Below are 14,874 nucleotides of genomic sequence, written 5' to 3' on the forward strand. Positions count from 1 at the left end.
TGCAGGGCAGGCACTTCCTTTTTTCATTCCCCTGTACCTTTTGAAAAGGAGGAGACTTATGAAACGAATCAAAACCCACATCCTCCGCCGCTGTTTCGCTTTCCTGATGGCAGCCATCGTCCTTGCGGGGACAGCCATCACAAGCCCCATGACAGCCCATGCGGCGGATGGAACCCTTAATTTCCAGACCGGTGAACTGATCTCTTATGGCGATTACTACACCACAAAGATGTCTGTGGATAACAACGGCACGGCCTACTGTGTCCAGCCCATGAAGAAAACGCCGGCGGCGGGCAGCTATCAGTACGACCTGCTGGGAAAAGACTCTGCGCTCCGCAAAGCGCTCTACTACCTGCCCGGCGGTTACGGCTATGAAGAGCAGAACATCGCCGGCACCTATTTAAGCGGCTGGTCAGAAAATGACCGCTACGTAATCGGTCATCTGGTGGCTTCCTATGTGTACAGCAATTATGACGCCGGAAGCGGAGCCTTTTATGGTGCGCCCCAAAGCTACATTGATAAGGCGGTGGAGATCGCCAATGCGATCCAGGGCCTGCCTGCGCCGCCGGACTCCTTCCGTGCCTTTATCATCCCGTCTGACAGCAACCAGACCGTAGCGGGATGCTGGTACGAAAAGCCCTACGGCTGGATCGAAATCCAGAAATCCACGGCAAACAGCTCCGTTTCTGACGGGAACGGCAATTACAGCTTAAAAGGCGCCCAGTACGGCATTTATCAGGGCAGCAACCTGGTAGAGACACTGACCACCGATGAGAATGGCTACGCCAAATCCGGAGATCTTGAGGTCGGCAGCTATACGATCAAAGAGCTTTCTCCGTCTCCGGGATACGCCCTGGATACCAATGCCTATGATGTGACCGTTTCTTCGGATGAGACAGTGAAGGCAGAGGTCAAGGAAATCCCTCAGAATAACCCGCTCTCCCTGGTGCTTCAGAAGCTGGATGCGGACTTAAAGGATGCCATTCCCCAGGGTGCCGCCAGCCTGAAGGATGCGGAGTTTACCGTGAAGTTCTACACCACCATCTCCGATACGGATCCGGCTGCAGACGGCAGTGAGCCTGCCCGCACCTGGGTATTCCGTACAGGAGACGATGGAAGAATTTCTTTTACGGAAGAATACAAGGTCAGCGGGGATGAGTTCTACTATGCAAGCGACGGCAAAACGCTGTGCGTGCCTCTTGGAACCGTGACCATCCAGGAAACCAAAGCGCCAGCAGGCTACCAGCTCAATGAAACGGTGTTCGTCCTGCCGATTTCCAGCAGCGGCACAGAAGAAACTGTCTCTGCTTACCAGGCGCCGGATGTACCGAATGCTGTCATCCGGGGCGGTGTCAAAGTACAGAAACGGGATCTGGAAACCGGCGGCACCACTCCCCAGGGCAGCGCCACACTGGAAGGCGCAGAGTTCGCCATCACCTCATTAAATGAGAACCCGGTAGTCGTCGATGGAACGACCTATCAGAAGGATGAAGTCGTCCTGACCATCAAGACCGATGCCTCCGGACTGGCATCCACTGCTGCGGACGCTCTGCCTTACGGCAGTTACCGTGTCGATGAGGTAACGCCTCCCACCGGTTATTTAGGGGAAGGCACCCTCTCCGCTGAGTTTACCATCTCTAAGAACGGGGAAATGGTGGACCTGACTGGAGAAGACAACTCCATCTCGAACCAGATCATCCGGGGCGGTGTCAAAGTGCAGAAACGTGACATCGAAACCGGGGAAGCTGCCGCTCAGGGCGGTGCTACCTTGGAAGGCGCAGAATTTACCATCACCAGCTTAAATGCCAATCCGGTGATCGTGGACGGGGAAACCTACGAAAACGGGGAAATCGTCCTGACGCTTGTGACGGATGAGAAGGGGCTGGCTTCCACGGCGAAAGATGCCCTGCCTTACGGCCATTACCGGGTGGATGAGACAAAAGCTCCGGAAGGGTATCTGAACGAAGGCCGTATCTCCTTGGAATTTGACATCACAGAAGACGGCAAGATCGTGGAACTGACCGAAACCGGCTCATCCATTGAAAACCAGGTCATCCGTGGGGATCTGGAGCTTGTGAAAGTCAGTGACGGGGATCTGTCCCGTCTCGCAGGCGTACCGTTTACCATTACGTCCAAAACAACCGGCGAGAGCCATACCATCGTGACCGACCAGAATGGATACGCCAGCACATCCGCAGAGTGGAACAAACATACCTCCAATACCAACCGGGGTGAGACTGCGGAAGACGGCATCTGGTTTGGCACCTCCGAGCCGGATGACTCCAAAGGTGCCCTGATCTATGATACTTACACCATCGAAGAACAGCGCTGTGAAGCCAATGAAGGCCGAAACCTTCTTACCTTTGACGTAGAAGTGTACCGGGACTCTGTTACCATCGACCTGGGAACGCTGACCAATGACAAGGTGGAGATTGCTACAACCGCACTGGATAAAGAAAGCGGCTCCCATATGGCAAAGCCCGATGACAAGGTAACGATTGTTGACACGGTTGAGTATGAAGGGCTGAAAAAAGGCGTGGAGTACCGGGTGGTCGGCACGCTCATGAACAAAGAAACCGGGGAACCTTTTGAGATCGACGGCAAACCAATAACGGCAGAGACGACCTTTACGGCTAAAAAATCTACCGGCAGCGTGGAAGTAGAATTTACCTTTGACGCTACGGGCCTTGGCGGAACCACCGTGGTCTGCTTCGAGGAACTGTGGCAGGATGACCTGAAAATGGCTGTTCACGCCGATATCGAGGATCAGGACCAGTCCATCTTCTTCCCGGAGATCGGTACTCAGGTGAAAGATTCCGAAACCGGCCTTCAGATGGCTCACGCAGATGAAGAGGTAACACTCATTGATACGGTGTCCTATTCCAATGTCCAGCCGGGAGAGGAACTGACACTTAAAGGCATCTTAATGGATAAAGAAACCGGGGAAGCATTGGAGATTGACGGGGAAACCGTGACTTCTGAGCTGACCTTTACACCGGAAAGCACGGAAGGGACCGTGGATGTGGAGTTCACTTTCAACGCCACGGAAGCGGCAGGCAAGACACTGGTTGTCTTTGAATCCCTGTATTATGGGGAGGAAGAAATCGCTTCCCACCAGGATCTCGATTCACCGGAGCAGACGCTGGTTCTGCCTTCTGTCAGCACCACTGCAGCAAATCCGGAGCTTGGAAACCAGACCGGGCTTGCAAAAGCAGAAGCATCCATTACGGATACAGCCGAATATACAAACCTCATTGCCGGGGAAACCTTCACGATCCGCGGCACGCTGATGGATCAGGAAACCGGCGAAGAGCTGCTGATCGATGACAAGCCCGTGACGGCTGAAGCCGAATTTACCCCGGAGGAGACTTCCGGAACCACCGAGCTGACCTTTACGTTCAACGCAGAGGCACTGGCCGGAAAAACACTGGTGGTCTTCGAGGAAATCCTTTATAAAGATCAGGTGGTTGCGTCACACAGGGAAATTTCTTCAGAACCTCAAAGTATCTACTTCCCGCAGATCGGCACCTCTGCCACGGACGGGGAGGACGGGGACCAGGAAATCCTCGCCGACAGTGAAGTAACCATTAAGGATACGGTTTCCTATGAAAACCTGATTCCCGGAGCATCCTATCTCTTAAAGGGTGTGCTGATGGATCAGGAGACCGGGGAAGAACTGCTTCTTGAAGGAAATCCGGTCACTGCAGAAACCGCATTTACACCGGAAGAGCGCAGCGGCTCCGTAGAGGTTGTATTTACCTTAGACGGCAGCTCCCTTGCAGGAAAATCCCTGGTTGTCTTTGAAACCCTCTACTATGTAGATGCAGACGAGACACAGCGGGAGATCTGCTCTCACAAGGATATTGACGATGCGGGACAGACCGTACATCTCTCCGAAAATCCTCCGGAAGTACCGGAAGAACCGACGGAAACACCTTCCGTTTCTAATCCGGTCAAGACTGGGGATGATGCACCCATCCTTCTTTACCTTGGCATCGGGGCAGGCGCTCTTGTCCTTGCCGGAGCACTGACCGTCCTGTATCTGCACAGACGGAAACAGAAGGATAACCAATAACCCACACATTGACTCTGACAGGCGGTTCCTTTTATTGGGCCGCCTGTTTCTATGAAAGGTGACAGATATGGAACGAACCCACTGTACGGCGGACGCCAAGCATATCCGCCATTTTCTGGACTGCTGTGAGGGGAACTGGCACCAGTGCGTATATGTGCGCTGCGTTTCCTGCAAAGCTCCGGGATATTTCAGACAGCCGGACTTTTTATACCATCCGGATCCGGAGGGGAAGCCCTGTGTCCTCCTCATGAGGGATGCCAGGCTTCTTTTCGCTCGGCTTCCAGAGCCCACCGAGTGCGCCGGCGCATTGACCATGGAGCAGTTTACCTCCCTGTACCGGCCCTATCTGGAAAAAGAAGGGCTGCTTGAAGCCCCCTGTCTTCCGGAGGCACTGCTGCGTCTCCAGGAGGCAGCCTGCTATGACTGGTAAAGTTGCGTTTTGCGGGGCTTCTACGTATGGGATAAGTAAGAAAACGAAAGGAGGAGCATCACATGAGTTATCTGATTCTGATTATCTGCTGGATCGACAGGACATTTACCACCCTGATCTTTCTCCCCATGCTGTATATCCTGTACCGGAAGTTCCGCCCCACAAAGCCCTGGACGCCCCGCACCATGCGGCTGTACCTGGTCTGCAAGGTTCTGGTGATCCTGTTTCTGGTGCGTATCTTCTGCGCCGGATTCATCTTCACACCAGTCAACTATGAGCGCTTCACGGACAGCGGCCTGTTTCCGCTGATCAAGGCCATCTTTTACTCTGACTGGCCGTAAAAATGGTGAAACGTGCCATTTGGTCCGGATCTGGGACCAGTTTCGGCATTCATCCTATGGGCATCTGTCACCTTTATCCTTACACTATAAGTAAGCAATACGTAGAGAATGATAAACGTATGCCGTACTTATGCCATACGTATGAAATTGAGGTGAACAGACTATGAAACAGAAGAAATCCATCCGCTGCCCATACTGCGGCGGCACTGCCATCCTTCGGGACGCTTCCTTCGTCTACGGGAAGAAGTCCTACGGCGGCAAGGTTTATGTATGCAGCAACTATCCCAGGTGCGACGCCTATGTAGGAGTCCATCCCGGAACCCGGATCCCCAAAGGCACGCTGGCAGACCAGGAACTTCGGAAGAAACGGATGCTGGCACATCAGATCTTTGACCAGATCTGGCTGAGGGGAATCTTGAGCCGCCCCGACGCCTATCACTGGATGGCGGACAAGTTCTGCCTCTCCGATGAGCAGGCGCACATCGGGATGTTCGGGAACTATATGTGCGACCAGGTGATCCGGGAGTCCAGGAAACTTCTGGCACACCAGCGGCCCCGCCTCCAGGCGGCACTCTGAAGGGAGGGAAATGTGATGTTAAAGCCTATGACGCCCGCCCAGAAGCAGCTGGCGGAAGAGCATATGGATCTGGTCCCAAAGATCATCCGCTCAATGACAAACGGAAGCCCTTTAACCAGCGAGCAGCGGCAGGAACTTTGCCAGATCGGATACCTGGCCCTGTGCCGGGCAGCCGTCTCCTGCGGGGAAGGGTTTCCCTTCGCTCCATACGCTGCAGCTGCGATCCGCAATGCCATTTTTGACTTCTGGCGCCACGAAATCCGGGAAAAAGATCTTTTCTGCCCGCTGCAGGAAGATCTGCTGGATGCTACAGCGTCCCTGCAGATTGGCCAGCAACTGGAAACCGGCCCGGATGCAGCGCCCCTGGCACTGAAGGATACGGCGGCAGGTGCTTATCTGGAGACACTCAAAGCCTCACAGTGCAGCACCATCCAAAAAGGCATCGAGGCCCTCTGCTTCCAGCTTGAAGGCTACTCGACCAAAGAACTGTCCGCTCACTACCAGGTGCCTTCCAACCATATCCGGGCCTGGCTGAGCAAAGCCCGCAGATTTTTACAGCAGGATGCAGCGCTGTGCGCTCTGTTATCCTGAACGATAAAGGAGGAACTTTTATGCTTACGCTCTATACCGCTGTCGGCAGTCTTCAGTTTGTAAATGTGAACGGGAAACCGGTCCCCCATGTGATCAATAATCAGAAGGAATACGGGATGTCCAAAGAGGAGCTTCTGGTGTGGAGCTGCCTGGCCTTCCAGATCCTGACCTATCCGGAACTGGAGCGTCTGTTTGAAAAAAACTGTGCAACCTCTGGCCAGTCCATCTCCCTGCCGCTGTCCCATTACCTGAACCGTCTGCTCCTGCGGGGGCTTCTGGTAAAAGGGATGGGGGTAAGCGCCGTGGATGCCCTGTACCGGCTTTTGGGGACGCTGATCATCACACCCGTTGAGGACCGTTTTCTTCCCCGGCTTGCCAGTGTATTCCTGCTCTACACCAAAGGGCAGGTGCAGCTAAAGGACATTCCCCGGCTCCTGCGCAAAACAAAATGCACGCCCACGGAGCGGGAAGTCCTGGCTCTTGCCGGGAAAGCGTCCCTGTCCACAGCAGAGCTGCTGCTCAGCATGGAGCGGGGCATCCTGATCCGCAAGGAAGAGGATATCCTGGAGAAGCTCTACACCTCGCCGGAAGACACCTGCAGCACACTTACGGATACCGTGCAGATCACTCACGCCCAGTATCCAGTCCTGCAAGCGGTCAGCAACCTGTACCTGAACCAGAAAATCCTATTCCAGAAGATTTAATCCGAAAGGAGAAACCTATGCCGAAACCATTATTTACCCGGCTGGCTGCCATCTGTGCAGTCGGCCTTTTCTGTGTCCTGTTTGGGTGCGTTTATGCCCTGTCTCAGAAGGATACCATCCTGCTGGTCATGAGCCTGCTTCTTGGCGTGTGCTGCATCATACGCTTCCTCCTTTTATACCAGGCTGTAAAAGCAGAGAACTATCGGGTTCTGGAGGGTATCTGCGTTAAGCGGGAAAAATCGCCCCTCACTCGGAATCAGCAGGTGCTGTTCCGTACCTCGGACGGAAAAGAATACCGTTTCAGCCTGGAAAAACACACCCGGCTTCTGGCTGGCCACAGCTACCGGCTCTATTTTAAAAAAGAAAACCGTTTGGAAGAAAAAGCTGGGGATCTGCTACATACTCCGGCGCTGATCGGTTACGAAGAACTGACGGAAGTATCTGCAGAAGAATAAAAAATGTCCTGTACAACTGGAATCAATCAGGTGTACAGGACACTTTTTAGCGATGAAAGTTATCTGTTTTTATAGGTGAAGATAATCCCAATGATAGAGCCAATAAGAGCGAATGGCGCCAGTCTTACAAACAAAAATTCAACGCCATGCAGGATGGTCCCTGCAACTGCAAGCTCCGGATCATTGTAATCCCAGTTCAAATATTCGCTCTGCATAGCTGCAAAAGCAACAAATACGACTATGATAACCGCACACAACGCAAAAAGCAGATAGCGGATTGTCTGAATCCTCATCTTACTTCTTTTAGCAAATTGGAGGTTAATTTTTTCCAGTTTTTCAGAAATACTTTTGAGATCCAACTCATTCACACATGGCTCCTGTACGGTTTCTCCTAACAGTATACTTACTGAAGTATCCAATTCGTCTGCTAACGAAATGAGCATATTTGAGTCAGGAACCGATAGACCTTTTTCCCATTTCGATACCGTCTGCCTTACTACATTCAGTTTTACGGCAAGTTCTTCTTGCGATAATCCTTTTGCCTTTCGGAGATTTTTAATATTTTCATTCAGCATAACCTGTGCCTCCTTTGTTTTGATACAACTATTAAATATCAAAAGCACCGTTGCCACAAGCAACACAAATTAACATTTCCATTATTACTACAAATGTTAATCTATTGATACCTCAAATATACCAAATAAGTATTCTTCCTGCTACACTTTAAGATAAAAGAATCGCAGTCAACGAATAAGTTTCTTGCTTTTGTGATAAAATTATGATAAAATAACGCCATAAAGGAGGCGATACTATGCTCAATATTCGTCCTGTTTCAGATCTGCGCAATCGCTTTTCTGAAGTTGAAGAGGATGTCCTGTCCAAAAGTGAACCGGTTTTTCTTACCAAAAACGGTTACGGTTCTATGGTTCTGCTCAGTCTGGAGCAATACGAAGAACTGACGAATGATGTGGAGCTGGCGTTGGATGAAGCGGACCGCGCCGCTGACCTCTCTGACACACGCTATTCTGCCGACGAGGTTTTTGGTCGGGTGAGGAGGCGCATCCGTGAACGAAAAGCATTATGACCTGCGGTTTCTCCCTCTATTTGAAGATGACCTCAATGAAATCGTAGACTACATTACCTATCGGCTGAGAAATCCCGCTGCAGCAGAACGACTGGTGGACGATGTGGAAACAGCCATTTTAGAAAGGCTTCCCTGTGCAGAATCCTTCGAGCCTTTTCACTCGGCACGAGAACGTCAATATCCATATTATCGCATCCAGGTGCGGAACTTCACCGTTTTCTATGTGGTGATTGGAAACATTATGGAAGTACGACGGATCTTGTATAACCGCCGGAATTGGAAAGAACAACTTTAAGATCAGTACCCCGATCTTCTCATTCCATGAGACAGACCGGGGTACTTGGCTTTACAGTCTCCTTTTTCAGGGACTCACTCCCCTGGGATATCCACAAACTTGTATCCAACTCCCCACACGGTCTGGATATATTCTTTTGTTGTTACCTTTCGCAGTTTCTGGCGGATATTCCTGATGATACAGAATACCGCACTGTTTACATCCACCGGCTCCTCCTTCCAGACTGCCCGATAGATCTGCTCTTTCGTGAAAACTCTTCCTGGCTGACTGGCAAGATAGACAAACGTCTGAAATTCATACGTTTCCGTAAGCGGAACCGCCTTTTCCTGATAAGAAACCTGATGTTGAACAGGATCAATACAAAGATCCGAATACTGAAGAACCTCATCACTCTCTGTCGCTGGTTTCTCTGTATCGAATTTCGCCAGAAGCTGCTCCGTCACTTTTCCAGTTGGATCCGTGGTTCGGAGGATGATTTCAATTTGCTCCATTACTCACCACCTGTTCAAGAGTTGAAAGACATTATTACGTTTCAGAGTTAATCAATTCTTTTATTTTTCCAATCAAATCACAATCGGTCTTGGAGCAAAATACTCCCCCGCAAAGTTTCGCTTTTTGTTCAAGCAGGTAATCGTCATCCCCGGACATAAGTAGGAAGGGAACGTTAATGCCTTTTTGACGAATGTCTTCGAGCAATTCCAATCCTGTGCCATCCTTCATATTATAATCGGAACATATCGCATCTACTGTAATTGCTTGAAGAATATCCAATGCATCCTTGACGCCTGTGGCCTTAATTGTATCGAAATCATTTGATAACACATTTGACAGGACTTGTAAATATTCCGTGTTATCGTCTACTACTAATATTCGTTTCATATCTTTCTGCCATCTATTCCACGGTAATCTGGATAACGCCTGAATAGTCCGTACCGATGATCCCAATATAGTTAGCTCCCGCTTGAAGTTGGACGATAACGCTCCCGCTGTTGGATTCAGAAAGCACTTTTTCCTCCAATTCTGGGGAAATGTAAATGAGCTGGCAGTTTCCAGACTGAACATCAAAACTATATTGGATGTTGACTTCCCGACACTCATTTTCTTTGAGGTCGGTATCAGCTACCAAAATATCCTGTCCATCGAATCCCATTACAGAAGCATTATAATTGGCCTGAAAAGCATCGCCATCCGAAGTACGGCTTCCCTTAAAGGACTGATAAGGCGTTATCAGCGCGTTGCTTTTCCCGATCACAACATCGTCACTGAGTTGTTCTGCCCCGACCTTCAAATTATCACTTAATCTTTCGAGGCCGGAGCAGGCAGTACAGGCCAGCAAAGTAACAGCAATCAGACAACATCCAAAGATTTTTCCAATTTTGTGCATAACCATTTCCTCACTGAACGAAAGTAAGGAACAAAGCGAGTGCAACAATTCCCACCATCAGCAACAACCAAAAAGCACTGATTGCTGTTGATACGATATTGATAACGCTGCGGCTTTCCCTGTTACGCACACAAATTACCGAAAGAATCAGGCCCAGCAGAACAAAAACGATATTAGCTCCGGCCCAAACAGTTCGGATGCCGTCCGACAGCGAGAGGTGCAGAAAGGACGGGATAAGGGTTGCCAGCGGCAGGATGCTCACAATGAGTGCAGCTATACTGATTGATTGAAGTTTTTTCTTTTCCATAGTATTTACCTCATTTCTTTTTTCCCAAATCGGGTGACAGCCAGCGCGAGAAACAGACCGAACACGATAATCGCGCAGGGCAGGAACGGAAACATTGAAAAAGCAGCGTCTGAAGCTTCTGCTGTAAAATCATGGAGAGAGCAGGAAACGAGATAACCGCTGTAACAGTACGGATAAACAATCCACAGCGGCGTATTCGCAACCAATACACCGGGAATAACAAGCAGCAAATTCAATCCAACAGAAAGAAGCGGCTTTTCAAACAGTACCGTGATTGCCCACATAGTCGCAATACACGGCAGCATTGTCAGAAACAGCCCCAGGCACCATTTCAGCAGATAAAGGAGCGGCAAGGTTTCTGTTACTCCCATTGTCTGTGTCGCAATCAATCCCGCAATTACAAACACTGCAAGAAACACGACCATTTCCATAAGCAGGTAAAACACCAGCACGCAGAATTTGGCAATGGAAAGTGCATATCGGCTGACCGGCAGGGCCAGCATTTTCAGGATGCCGTTATTTCCGGTTTCCCGGCCTGCAATCATCACGCAGACAACAATCATGCTGAACGGCAACAGATAATATGCATAAACCAATGCGCTTTGAATGAACATGGCAGGCCATGCGTTTGTATATTCCGGGGTGAAATAGCGGCTCAAGCTTGCAACCCCGGAGGCAACCACCAACAGTGGCGCGATAAAGATCAGTGGCACGATCTTTGAGCGTTTTACCTTCATAAACTCAATTTTAAGCAATTCCAAAAAGCTCATTTCTTCAATTCCTCCTTACTCATAGCGTTTGCTTTTTGCCAGCCACAGTGCAATAGCAAGGAACAAAATGGTTTCTATCAGAGATACCACGGTCACAGTCATGTCGGGCTGGGCGCTCATGGCAACTGCTGGTTTCAGCATAAGCACAAAAGGATGGGCCATCATGACAATAAAATTTGAATTGGCCAGCGCCATACCACTTAAAAATCCTGCGACCCCTACACCGAGAGGTATCCACATATTTTCAAAGCGTGAAGAAACCAACAGCATAAACGACAACACCGGCATGGATGTGAGGAAAGAATATCCGGCAAAGCGTACCAGTGTTCCCATCTCAAATGCTCCCTCCGGCAAGTCTGTCATGCCGATCTGCATAAGTGCTAAGTTTTGCAGTATGATTGCGACTAAGAACATGACTGTCAGTATCAGGAATTTGCACAGGTACATAGCTGGAACGCTCATGGGGAGCATATACATCTTCTTGATGGCGCTACCCTTAAACTCCATGTTGTAGATCATGCAGGTGGCAACCACGATACCGAACAGGTTCAGGATCATAATCACACCGTAAAGCTGGGTCAGCAGAACATCCATCGGGGCCAGCGGCAAATTGAGAAGCGTGTCTTTCCGCACCAGGAAATTGACAAATGCGTATGCAGCTCCTAACACTCCAACAGCCAGCAACACAGGAATGACGCCGGTCCGCTTTTCTTTCCGAAGTTCGATTGATAGTACATTCATAGCTGTGCCCTCTGCTTTCTGGCCGCATTATCTTTCTCCACCATCGAGAGGAACATATCCTCCAGATTGTCCGCCGCGAAACCGGCTTGTAAAGCACTTTGGCGAAGCTCATCCAGACTTCCTTCAAACAGAAGCCGGCCATGATTGAGAATGCCAATGTCATCCGCTATCAGTTCAATCTCGGACAGCATGTGGGACGATATCAAGATTGTACAGTCGTACAAATCCGGCAGAGACTTCACCAGATTGCGAATTTCATGGATGCCGGAAGGATCAAGCCCGTTTGTCGGCTCATCCAAAATAAGGATAGGGGGTCTGCCCAGCAGTGCACCGGCGAGGCCGAGACGCTGTTTCATTCCCAGCGAATATTTTTTTGCCAGTCTGTCACCAAACTCCGTCAAGCCCACAAGGTCCAGTGCGTCCTCCACAGCACTTTTCGGCAGTCCTAAAATTCTGCGGATAATATCGAGATTTTCCCGGCCAGTCAGGTTCGCATAAAACGAAGGGGACTCAATGAACGAGCCGACCTCCTTCAAAATCGCGATACGGTCAGCCGGGAACTGCTTACCATCAATGGTAAAACTGCCTTTTGTGGGAGCGGTCAGGCCCAGCAACATTTTCATAGTGGTGGACTTGCCTGCTCCGTTCGGACCGAGAAAGCCATAGATACTGCCTTTGCGGATATGAAGCGAAACGTGGTTGACAGAAATGAAGTTCTTGTATTTCTTTGTCAATTGTTCTGTAGTAATAATGTAATCCATAAGAACATCTCCTTTCATCGATTCCATCATAAAACATCAACCTGACATCTACATTCTCCTGTCCTTACTTTTACCTTACTTTTTAAGTGATACGTCCGCAGAATGGATGGTCTATGATATAATTAGGAACAAAGAAATCAGATTGGAGAGAATGCTATGGACAATTCCTTTTTGCATAGTAAAAGGCTCCTGTTGGTAGATGATGAACAGGAGTTATTGAAGATGGTAACAGATATTTTGAAAGATGCAGGATTTGAAACTGTCCTTACTGCCGCATCAGTGAAAGAAGCTGTTATAGTGGCAAAACAAGAAAAACCGGATTTGATGATATTGGATGTAATGCTGCCAGATGGAGATGGTTTTTCCCTGATGGAGCAGCTCCGTACATTTACAGATGTGCCGGTAATCTTTTTAACAGCAAAAGACGAAGCCGCAGACAAGCTGGCCGGTCTTGGCCTTGGTGCGGATGATTACATTTCAAAACCGTTTATGCCGCAGGAACTTTTGCTGCGTATCTATGCGGTTTTGCGCCGCACTTATAAAGAGGACAGCCCGCTGGTTATCCTGGATGGATGTACGATTGATTTTAGCCGGGCAGAGGTCAACAAAGGGGGCGAGGTTATCTCCCTGACCGCAAAAGAGCATACCCTGCTGGAAACGCTGGCCCGCAATGAGGGAAAGATCGTCACGCTTGACGCTCTTTGTGAAGCATTATGGGGGGACAACCCTTTCGGCTATGAAAACAGCCTGAATGCCCATGTGCGGCGTATTCGGGAAAAAATTGAAGTCGATCCATCAAAGCCGGTTTCTTTGATTACAATCAAGGGGCTGGGCTATAAACTGATTACAAGGAAGTGACGCCATGAAATCTTTTGGAACATATATTTCAAAGCATTTGGCGTCTTTCGCTGCGTTTCTCCTGATACTGGTGCTTATCAATGTTATTCTGTTTGGCGCGACCTTTTATCACACAGTTTCAGAGGATTACGGAGAAGCGTCCCCACGCGCTATGCTTGAGATGGCCTCCACCGCAGCAACTACAGAGGGTCTGACGGATGATGCGGTACAGAAATTGCGCCAGTACAATATCTGGGCTATGTATTTGACACCAAGTGGAGAGTGCTTTTGGACCCTCGATGTGCCAGAAGAAGTGCCACAGAATTATAATGTTCAGGATGTAGCTCTGTTTTCAAAAGGTTATCTGGAAGATTATCCTGTTTTTGTCTGGAATACGGACGAGGGATTGTTGATTTTGGGGTATCCAAAGGATAGCTACATGAAGATTACCAGCAACTACTATTCCATTGAGGCAATTCAAAAAATCCCTTTCTATGTGATGGGAATGTTAGGCATGGATGCGCTGTGCCTGTTTTTGGCCTATTATTTTTCAAAACGCAGGATCATCCAGAATACAGAGCCGATTGTAGAAGCCATTGAAACATTGGCAAATGGCAAACCCGCTTCGCTTCATATTGACGGAGAGCTATCTGAAATTGCAGGCAGTGTAAATAAAGCCTCTCAGATAATAAGCAGGCAGAACGAAGCCCGCGCCAACTGGATCAGCGGCGTCTCCCATGACATCCGTACACCGCTTTCTATGATTATGGGATATGCTGGTCGGATAGCCGCAAATGAAGCAACCACTGATAAGGTTAGAGAACAGGCCGAAATCGTGCGTAAGCAAAGCGTCAAAATCAAAGAACTTGTGCAGGATTTGAATTTAGTATCCCAACTGGAATACGAAATGCAGCCACTTCACAAGGAGCAGATACGCCTGTCCAAACTCATTCGTTCCTATGTAGCCGAATTGCTCAACTCCGGGATTTCTGATGCTTATACGATTGAAATTGATATTGCACCAGAAGCAGAAAATGCCATGTTGGAATGTGATGCACGCTTAATTTCACGGGCAATCAACAACCTTGTGCAGAACAGCATCAAGCATAATCCGCAAGGTTGCAAAATCCTGCTTTCCCTTAAATACACCGAAGAAACGCTTACTCTAACTGTTGCCGATAATGGAGTAGGGCTTACCCCTGAAAAGTTACAAGAGTTAGCGGAAAAACCGCACTATATGGAAAGCACCGATGAACGACTTGATTTGCGGCATGGACTGGGGCTTTTGCTTGTGCGCCAAATTGTTGAGGCGCATGATGGTTCTATGAAAATAGATAGTGTGCCAATGCAAGGTTATAAGGTAACGCTGTCTTTCTCTACGCTTCTCAAAAGTGGAAAAAATAATGTTTCTTTTCATTCAAAGTGATATAATCAAGGCGGCCTGCATCTGCAGGCCGCCTTGATTGATGGTATTCTGTTCAGTCTTTGCGCCAGATCACGGGAACCTGTTTTATCTTTTTGC

General features: G+C 49.2%; 18 protein-coding genes. 10 read left to right on the top strand and 8 right to left on the bottom strand.

Annotated elements, in window-relative coordinates; genetic code table 11:
• The first annotated feature begins 58 nt into the window (after positions 1-58).
• From LQE94_RS12325 to LQE94_RS12350, 6 genes are all read left to right on the top strand, one after another.
• Entirely contained in the window at positions 59-4,075 is a 4,017-nt protein-coding gene (locus LQE94_RS12325) for a VaFE repeat-containing surface-anchored protein (protein ID WP_240577842.1), read from the top strand.
• Between the two features lie 492 nt (positions 4,076-4,567).
• Complete coding sequence (locus tag LQE94_RS12330; protein WP_087282307.1) at positions 4,568-4,846, top strand: hypothetical protein; 279 nt, start codon at positions 4,568-4,570, stop codon at positions 4,844-4,846.
• Between the two features lie 163 nt (positions 4,847-5,009).
• Positions 5,010-5,423, top strand: a complete 414-nt coding sequence (locus tag LQE94_RS12335) for a DUF3268 family zinc-finger domain-containing protein (RefSeq protein WP_240577843.1) — start codon at positions 5,010-5,012, stop codon at positions 5,421-5,423.
• 15 nt (positions 5,424-5,438) lie between these two features.
• The gene (locus tag LQE94_RS12340; protein ID WP_240577844.1) at positions 5,439-6,014 is read left to right on the top strand and encodes a sigma-70 family RNA polymerase sigma factor; all 576 of its coding nucleotides are present in this window, start codon (positions 5,439-5,441) and stop codon (positions 6,012-6,014) included.
• 20 nt (positions 6,015-6,034) lie between these two features.
• On the top strand, positions 6,035-6,718 hold the full coding sequence (locus tag LQE94_RS12345) for a cell division protein (protein ID WP_240577845.1): 684 nt from the start codon (positions 6,035-6,037) through the stop codon (positions 6,716-6,718).
• Positions 6,719-6,735: 17 nt separating this feature from the next.
• Complete coding sequence (locus LQE94_RS12350) at positions 6,736-7,173, top strand: hypothetical protein (protein WP_087317300.1); 438 nt, start codon at positions 6,736-6,738, stop codon at positions 7,171-7,173.
• A 59-nt stretch (positions 7,174-7,232) separates the two neighbouring features.
• Here the strand turns inward: LQE94_RS12350 and LQE94_RS12355 are convergent, their stop codons facing one another.
• Positions 7,233-7,748, bottom strand: coding sequence for a helix-turn-helix domain-containing protein (locus LQE94_RS12355; protein WP_087317301.1), 516 nt, complete (start codon positions 7,746-7,748; stop codon positions 7,233-7,235).
• 236 nt (positions 7,749-7,984) lie between these two features.
• Here LQE94_RS12355 and LQE94_RS12360 point away from each other — a divergent pair, with 236 nt between their 5' ends.
• A complete protein-coding gene (locus tag LQE94_RS12360) occupies positions 7,985-8,257 on the top strand; it encodes a type II toxin-antitoxin system Phd/YefM family antitoxin (protein WP_240577846.1) in 273 nt (90 codons plus the stop codon).
• The gene (locus LQE94_RS12365; RefSeq protein WP_087162295.1) at positions 8,238-8,552 is read left to right on the top strand and encodes a type II toxin-antitoxin system RelE/ParE family toxin; all 315 of its coding nucleotides are present in this window, start codon (positions 8,238-8,240) and stop codon (positions 8,550-8,552) included. The genes LQE94_RS12360 and LQE94_RS12365 overlap by 20 nt, the downstream gene beginning before the upstream one ends.
• Before the next feature lie 74 nt (positions 8,553-8,626).
• Here LQE94_RS12365 and LQE94_RS12370 read toward each other — a convergent pair whose 3' ends face one another.
• From LQE94_RS12370 to LQE94_RS12400, 7 genes are read right to left on the bottom strand one after another with little or no spacing between them, the layout of a single operon-like run.
• Positions 8,627-9,043: a winged helix-turn-helix domain-containing protein gene (locus LQE94_RS12370; protein ID WP_240577847.1), complete on the bottom strand. Its 417-nt coding sequence runs from the start codon at positions 9,041-9,043 to the stop codon at positions 8,627-8,629.
• A 34-nt stretch (positions 9,044-9,077) separates the two neighbouring features.
• Positions 9,078-9,431 carry a response regulator gene (locus tag LQE94_RS12375; protein ID WP_240577848.1) on the bottom strand — a complete coding sequence of 118 codons (354 nt, stop codon included), beginning with the start codon at positions 9,429-9,431 and terminating at the stop codon, positions 9,078-9,080.
• A gap of 13 nt (positions 9,432-9,444) precedes the next feature.
• Positions 9,445-9,936: an anti-sigma factor gene (locus LQE94_RS12380; protein ID WP_201311774.1), complete on the bottom strand. Its 492-nt coding sequence runs from the start codon at positions 9,934-9,936 to the stop codon at positions 9,445-9,447.
• A 10-nt stretch (positions 9,937-9,946) separates the two neighbouring features.
• Positions 9,947-10,243: a hypothetical protein gene (locus tag LQE94_RS12385; RefSeq protein WP_201311773.1), complete on the bottom strand. Its 297-nt coding sequence runs from the start codon at positions 10,241-10,243 to the stop codon at positions 9,947-9,949.
• 5 nt (positions 10,244-10,248) lie between these two features.
• Positions 10,249-11,013 carry an ABC transporter permease gene (locus LQE94_RS12390; protein ID WP_201311772.1) on the bottom strand — a complete coding sequence of 255 codons (765 nt, stop codon included), beginning with the start codon at positions 11,011-11,013 and terminating at the stop codon, positions 10,249-10,251.
• A gap of 15 nt (positions 11,014-11,028) precedes the next feature.
• Positions 11,029-11,754 (bottom strand): ABC transporter permease, encoded by a 726-nt coding sequence (locus LQE94_RS12395; protein ID WP_240577849.1) that lies wholly within the window; start codon positions 11,752-11,754, stop codon positions 11,029-11,031.
• A complete protein-coding gene (locus LQE94_RS12400) occupies positions 11,751-12,515 on the bottom strand; it encodes an ABC transporter ATP-binding protein (protein ID WP_201311770.1) in 765 nt (254 codons plus the stop codon). The genes LQE94_RS12395 and LQE94_RS12400 overlap by 4 nt, the downstream gene beginning before the upstream one ends.
• A gap of 156 nt (positions 12,516-12,671) precedes the next feature.
• Here LQE94_RS12400 and LQE94_RS12405 point away from each other — a divergent pair, with 156 nt between their 5' ends.
• Together LQE94_RS12405 and LQE94_RS12410 are read left to right on the top strand one after the other, a co-directional pair.
• Entirely contained in the window at positions 12,672-13,373 is a 702-nt protein-coding gene (locus LQE94_RS12405; RefSeq protein ID WP_201311769.1) for a response regulator transcription factor, read from the top strand.
• A 4-nt stretch (positions 13,374-13,377) separates the two neighbouring features.
• Complete coding sequence (locus tag LQE94_RS12410; protein WP_240577850.1) at positions 13,378-14,778, top strand: sensor histidine kinase; 1,401 nt, start codon at positions 13,378-13,380, stop codon at positions 14,776-14,778.
• The last annotated feature ends 96 nt before the right edge of the window (positions 14,779-14,874 follow it).

It is taken from the genome of Mediterraneibacter sp. NSJ-151, from assembly GCF_022487435.1.
Classification (GTDB): domain Bacteria; phylum Bacillota; class Clostridia; order Lachnospirales; family Lachnospiraceae; genus Schaedlerella; species Schaedlerella hominis.

What these genes read in the sequence shown, in the direction of transcription:
- LQE94_RS12385 (WP_201311773.1), bottom strand. Translation starts at nt 10,243, where the DNA reads ATGGAAAAGAAAAAACTTCAATCAATCAGTATAGCTGCACTCATTGTG.
- LQE94_RS12360 (WP_240577846.1), top strand. Translation starts at nt 7,985, where the DNA reads ATGCTCAATATTCGTCCTGTTTCAGATCTGCGCAATCGCTTTTCTGAA.
- LQE94_RS12380 (WP_201311774.1), bottom strand. Translation starts at nt 9,936, where the DNA reads ATGCACAAAATTGGAAAAATCTTTGGATGTTGTCTGATTGCTGTTACT.
- LQE94_RS12390 (WP_201311772.1), bottom strand. Translation starts at nt 11,013, where the DNA reads ATGAGCTTTTTGGAATTGCTTAAAATTGAGTTTATGAAGGTAAAACGC.
- LQE94_RS12330 (WP_087282307.1), top strand. Translation starts at nt 4,568, where the DNA reads ATGAGTTATCTGATTCTGATTATCTGCTGGATCGACAGGACATTTACC.
- LQE94_RS12410 (WP_240577850.1), top strand. Translation starts at nt 13,378, where the DNA reads ATGAAATCTTTTGGAACATATATTTCAAAGCATTTGGCGTCTTTCGCT.
- LQE94_RS12405 (WP_201311769.1), top strand. Translation starts at nt 12,672, where the DNA reads ATGGACAATTCCTTTTTGCATAGTAAAAGGCTCCTGTTGGTAGATGAT.
- LQE94_RS12375 (WP_240577848.1), bottom strand. Translation starts at nt 9,431, where the DNA reads ATGAAACGAATATTAGTAGTAGACGATAACACGGAATATTTACAAGTC.
- LQE94_RS12370 (WP_240577847.1), bottom strand. Translation starts at nt 9,043, where the DNA reads ATGGAGCAAATTGAAATCATCCTCCGAACCACGGATCCAACTGGAAAA.
- LQE94_RS12395 (WP_240577849.1), bottom strand. Translation starts at nt 11,754, where the DNA reads ATGAATGTACTATCAATCGAACTTCGGAAAGAAAAGCGGACCGGCGTC.
- LQE94_RS12325 (WP_240577842.1), top strand. Translation starts at nt 59, where the DNA reads ATGAAACGAATCAAAACCCACATCCTCCGCCGCTGTTTCGCTTTCCTG.
- LQE94_RS12355 (WP_087317301.1), bottom strand. Translation starts at nt 7,748, where the DNA reads ATGCTGAATGAAAATATTAAAAATCTCCGAAAGGCAAAAGGATTATCG.
- LQE94_RS12335 (WP_240577843.1), top strand. Translation starts at nt 5,010, where the DNA reads ATGAAACAGAAGAAATCCATCCGCTGCCCATACTGCGGCGGCACTGCC.
- LQE94_RS12345 (WP_240577845.1), top strand. Translation starts at nt 6,035, where the DNA reads ATGCTTACGCTCTATACCGCTGTCGGCAGTCTTCAGTTTGTAAATGTG.
- LQE94_RS12340 (WP_240577844.1), top strand. Translation starts at nt 5,439, where the DNA reads ATGTTAAAGCCTATGACGCCCGCCCAGAAGCAGCTGGCGGAAGAGCAT.
- LQE94_RS12350 (WP_087317300.1), top strand. Translation starts at nt 6,736, where the DNA reads ATGCCGAAACCATTATTTACCCGGCTGGCTGCCATCTGTGCAGTCGGC.
- LQE94_RS12400 (WP_201311770.1), bottom strand. Translation starts at nt 12,515, where the DNA reads ATGGATTACATTATTACTACAGAACAATTGACAAAGAAATACAAGAAC.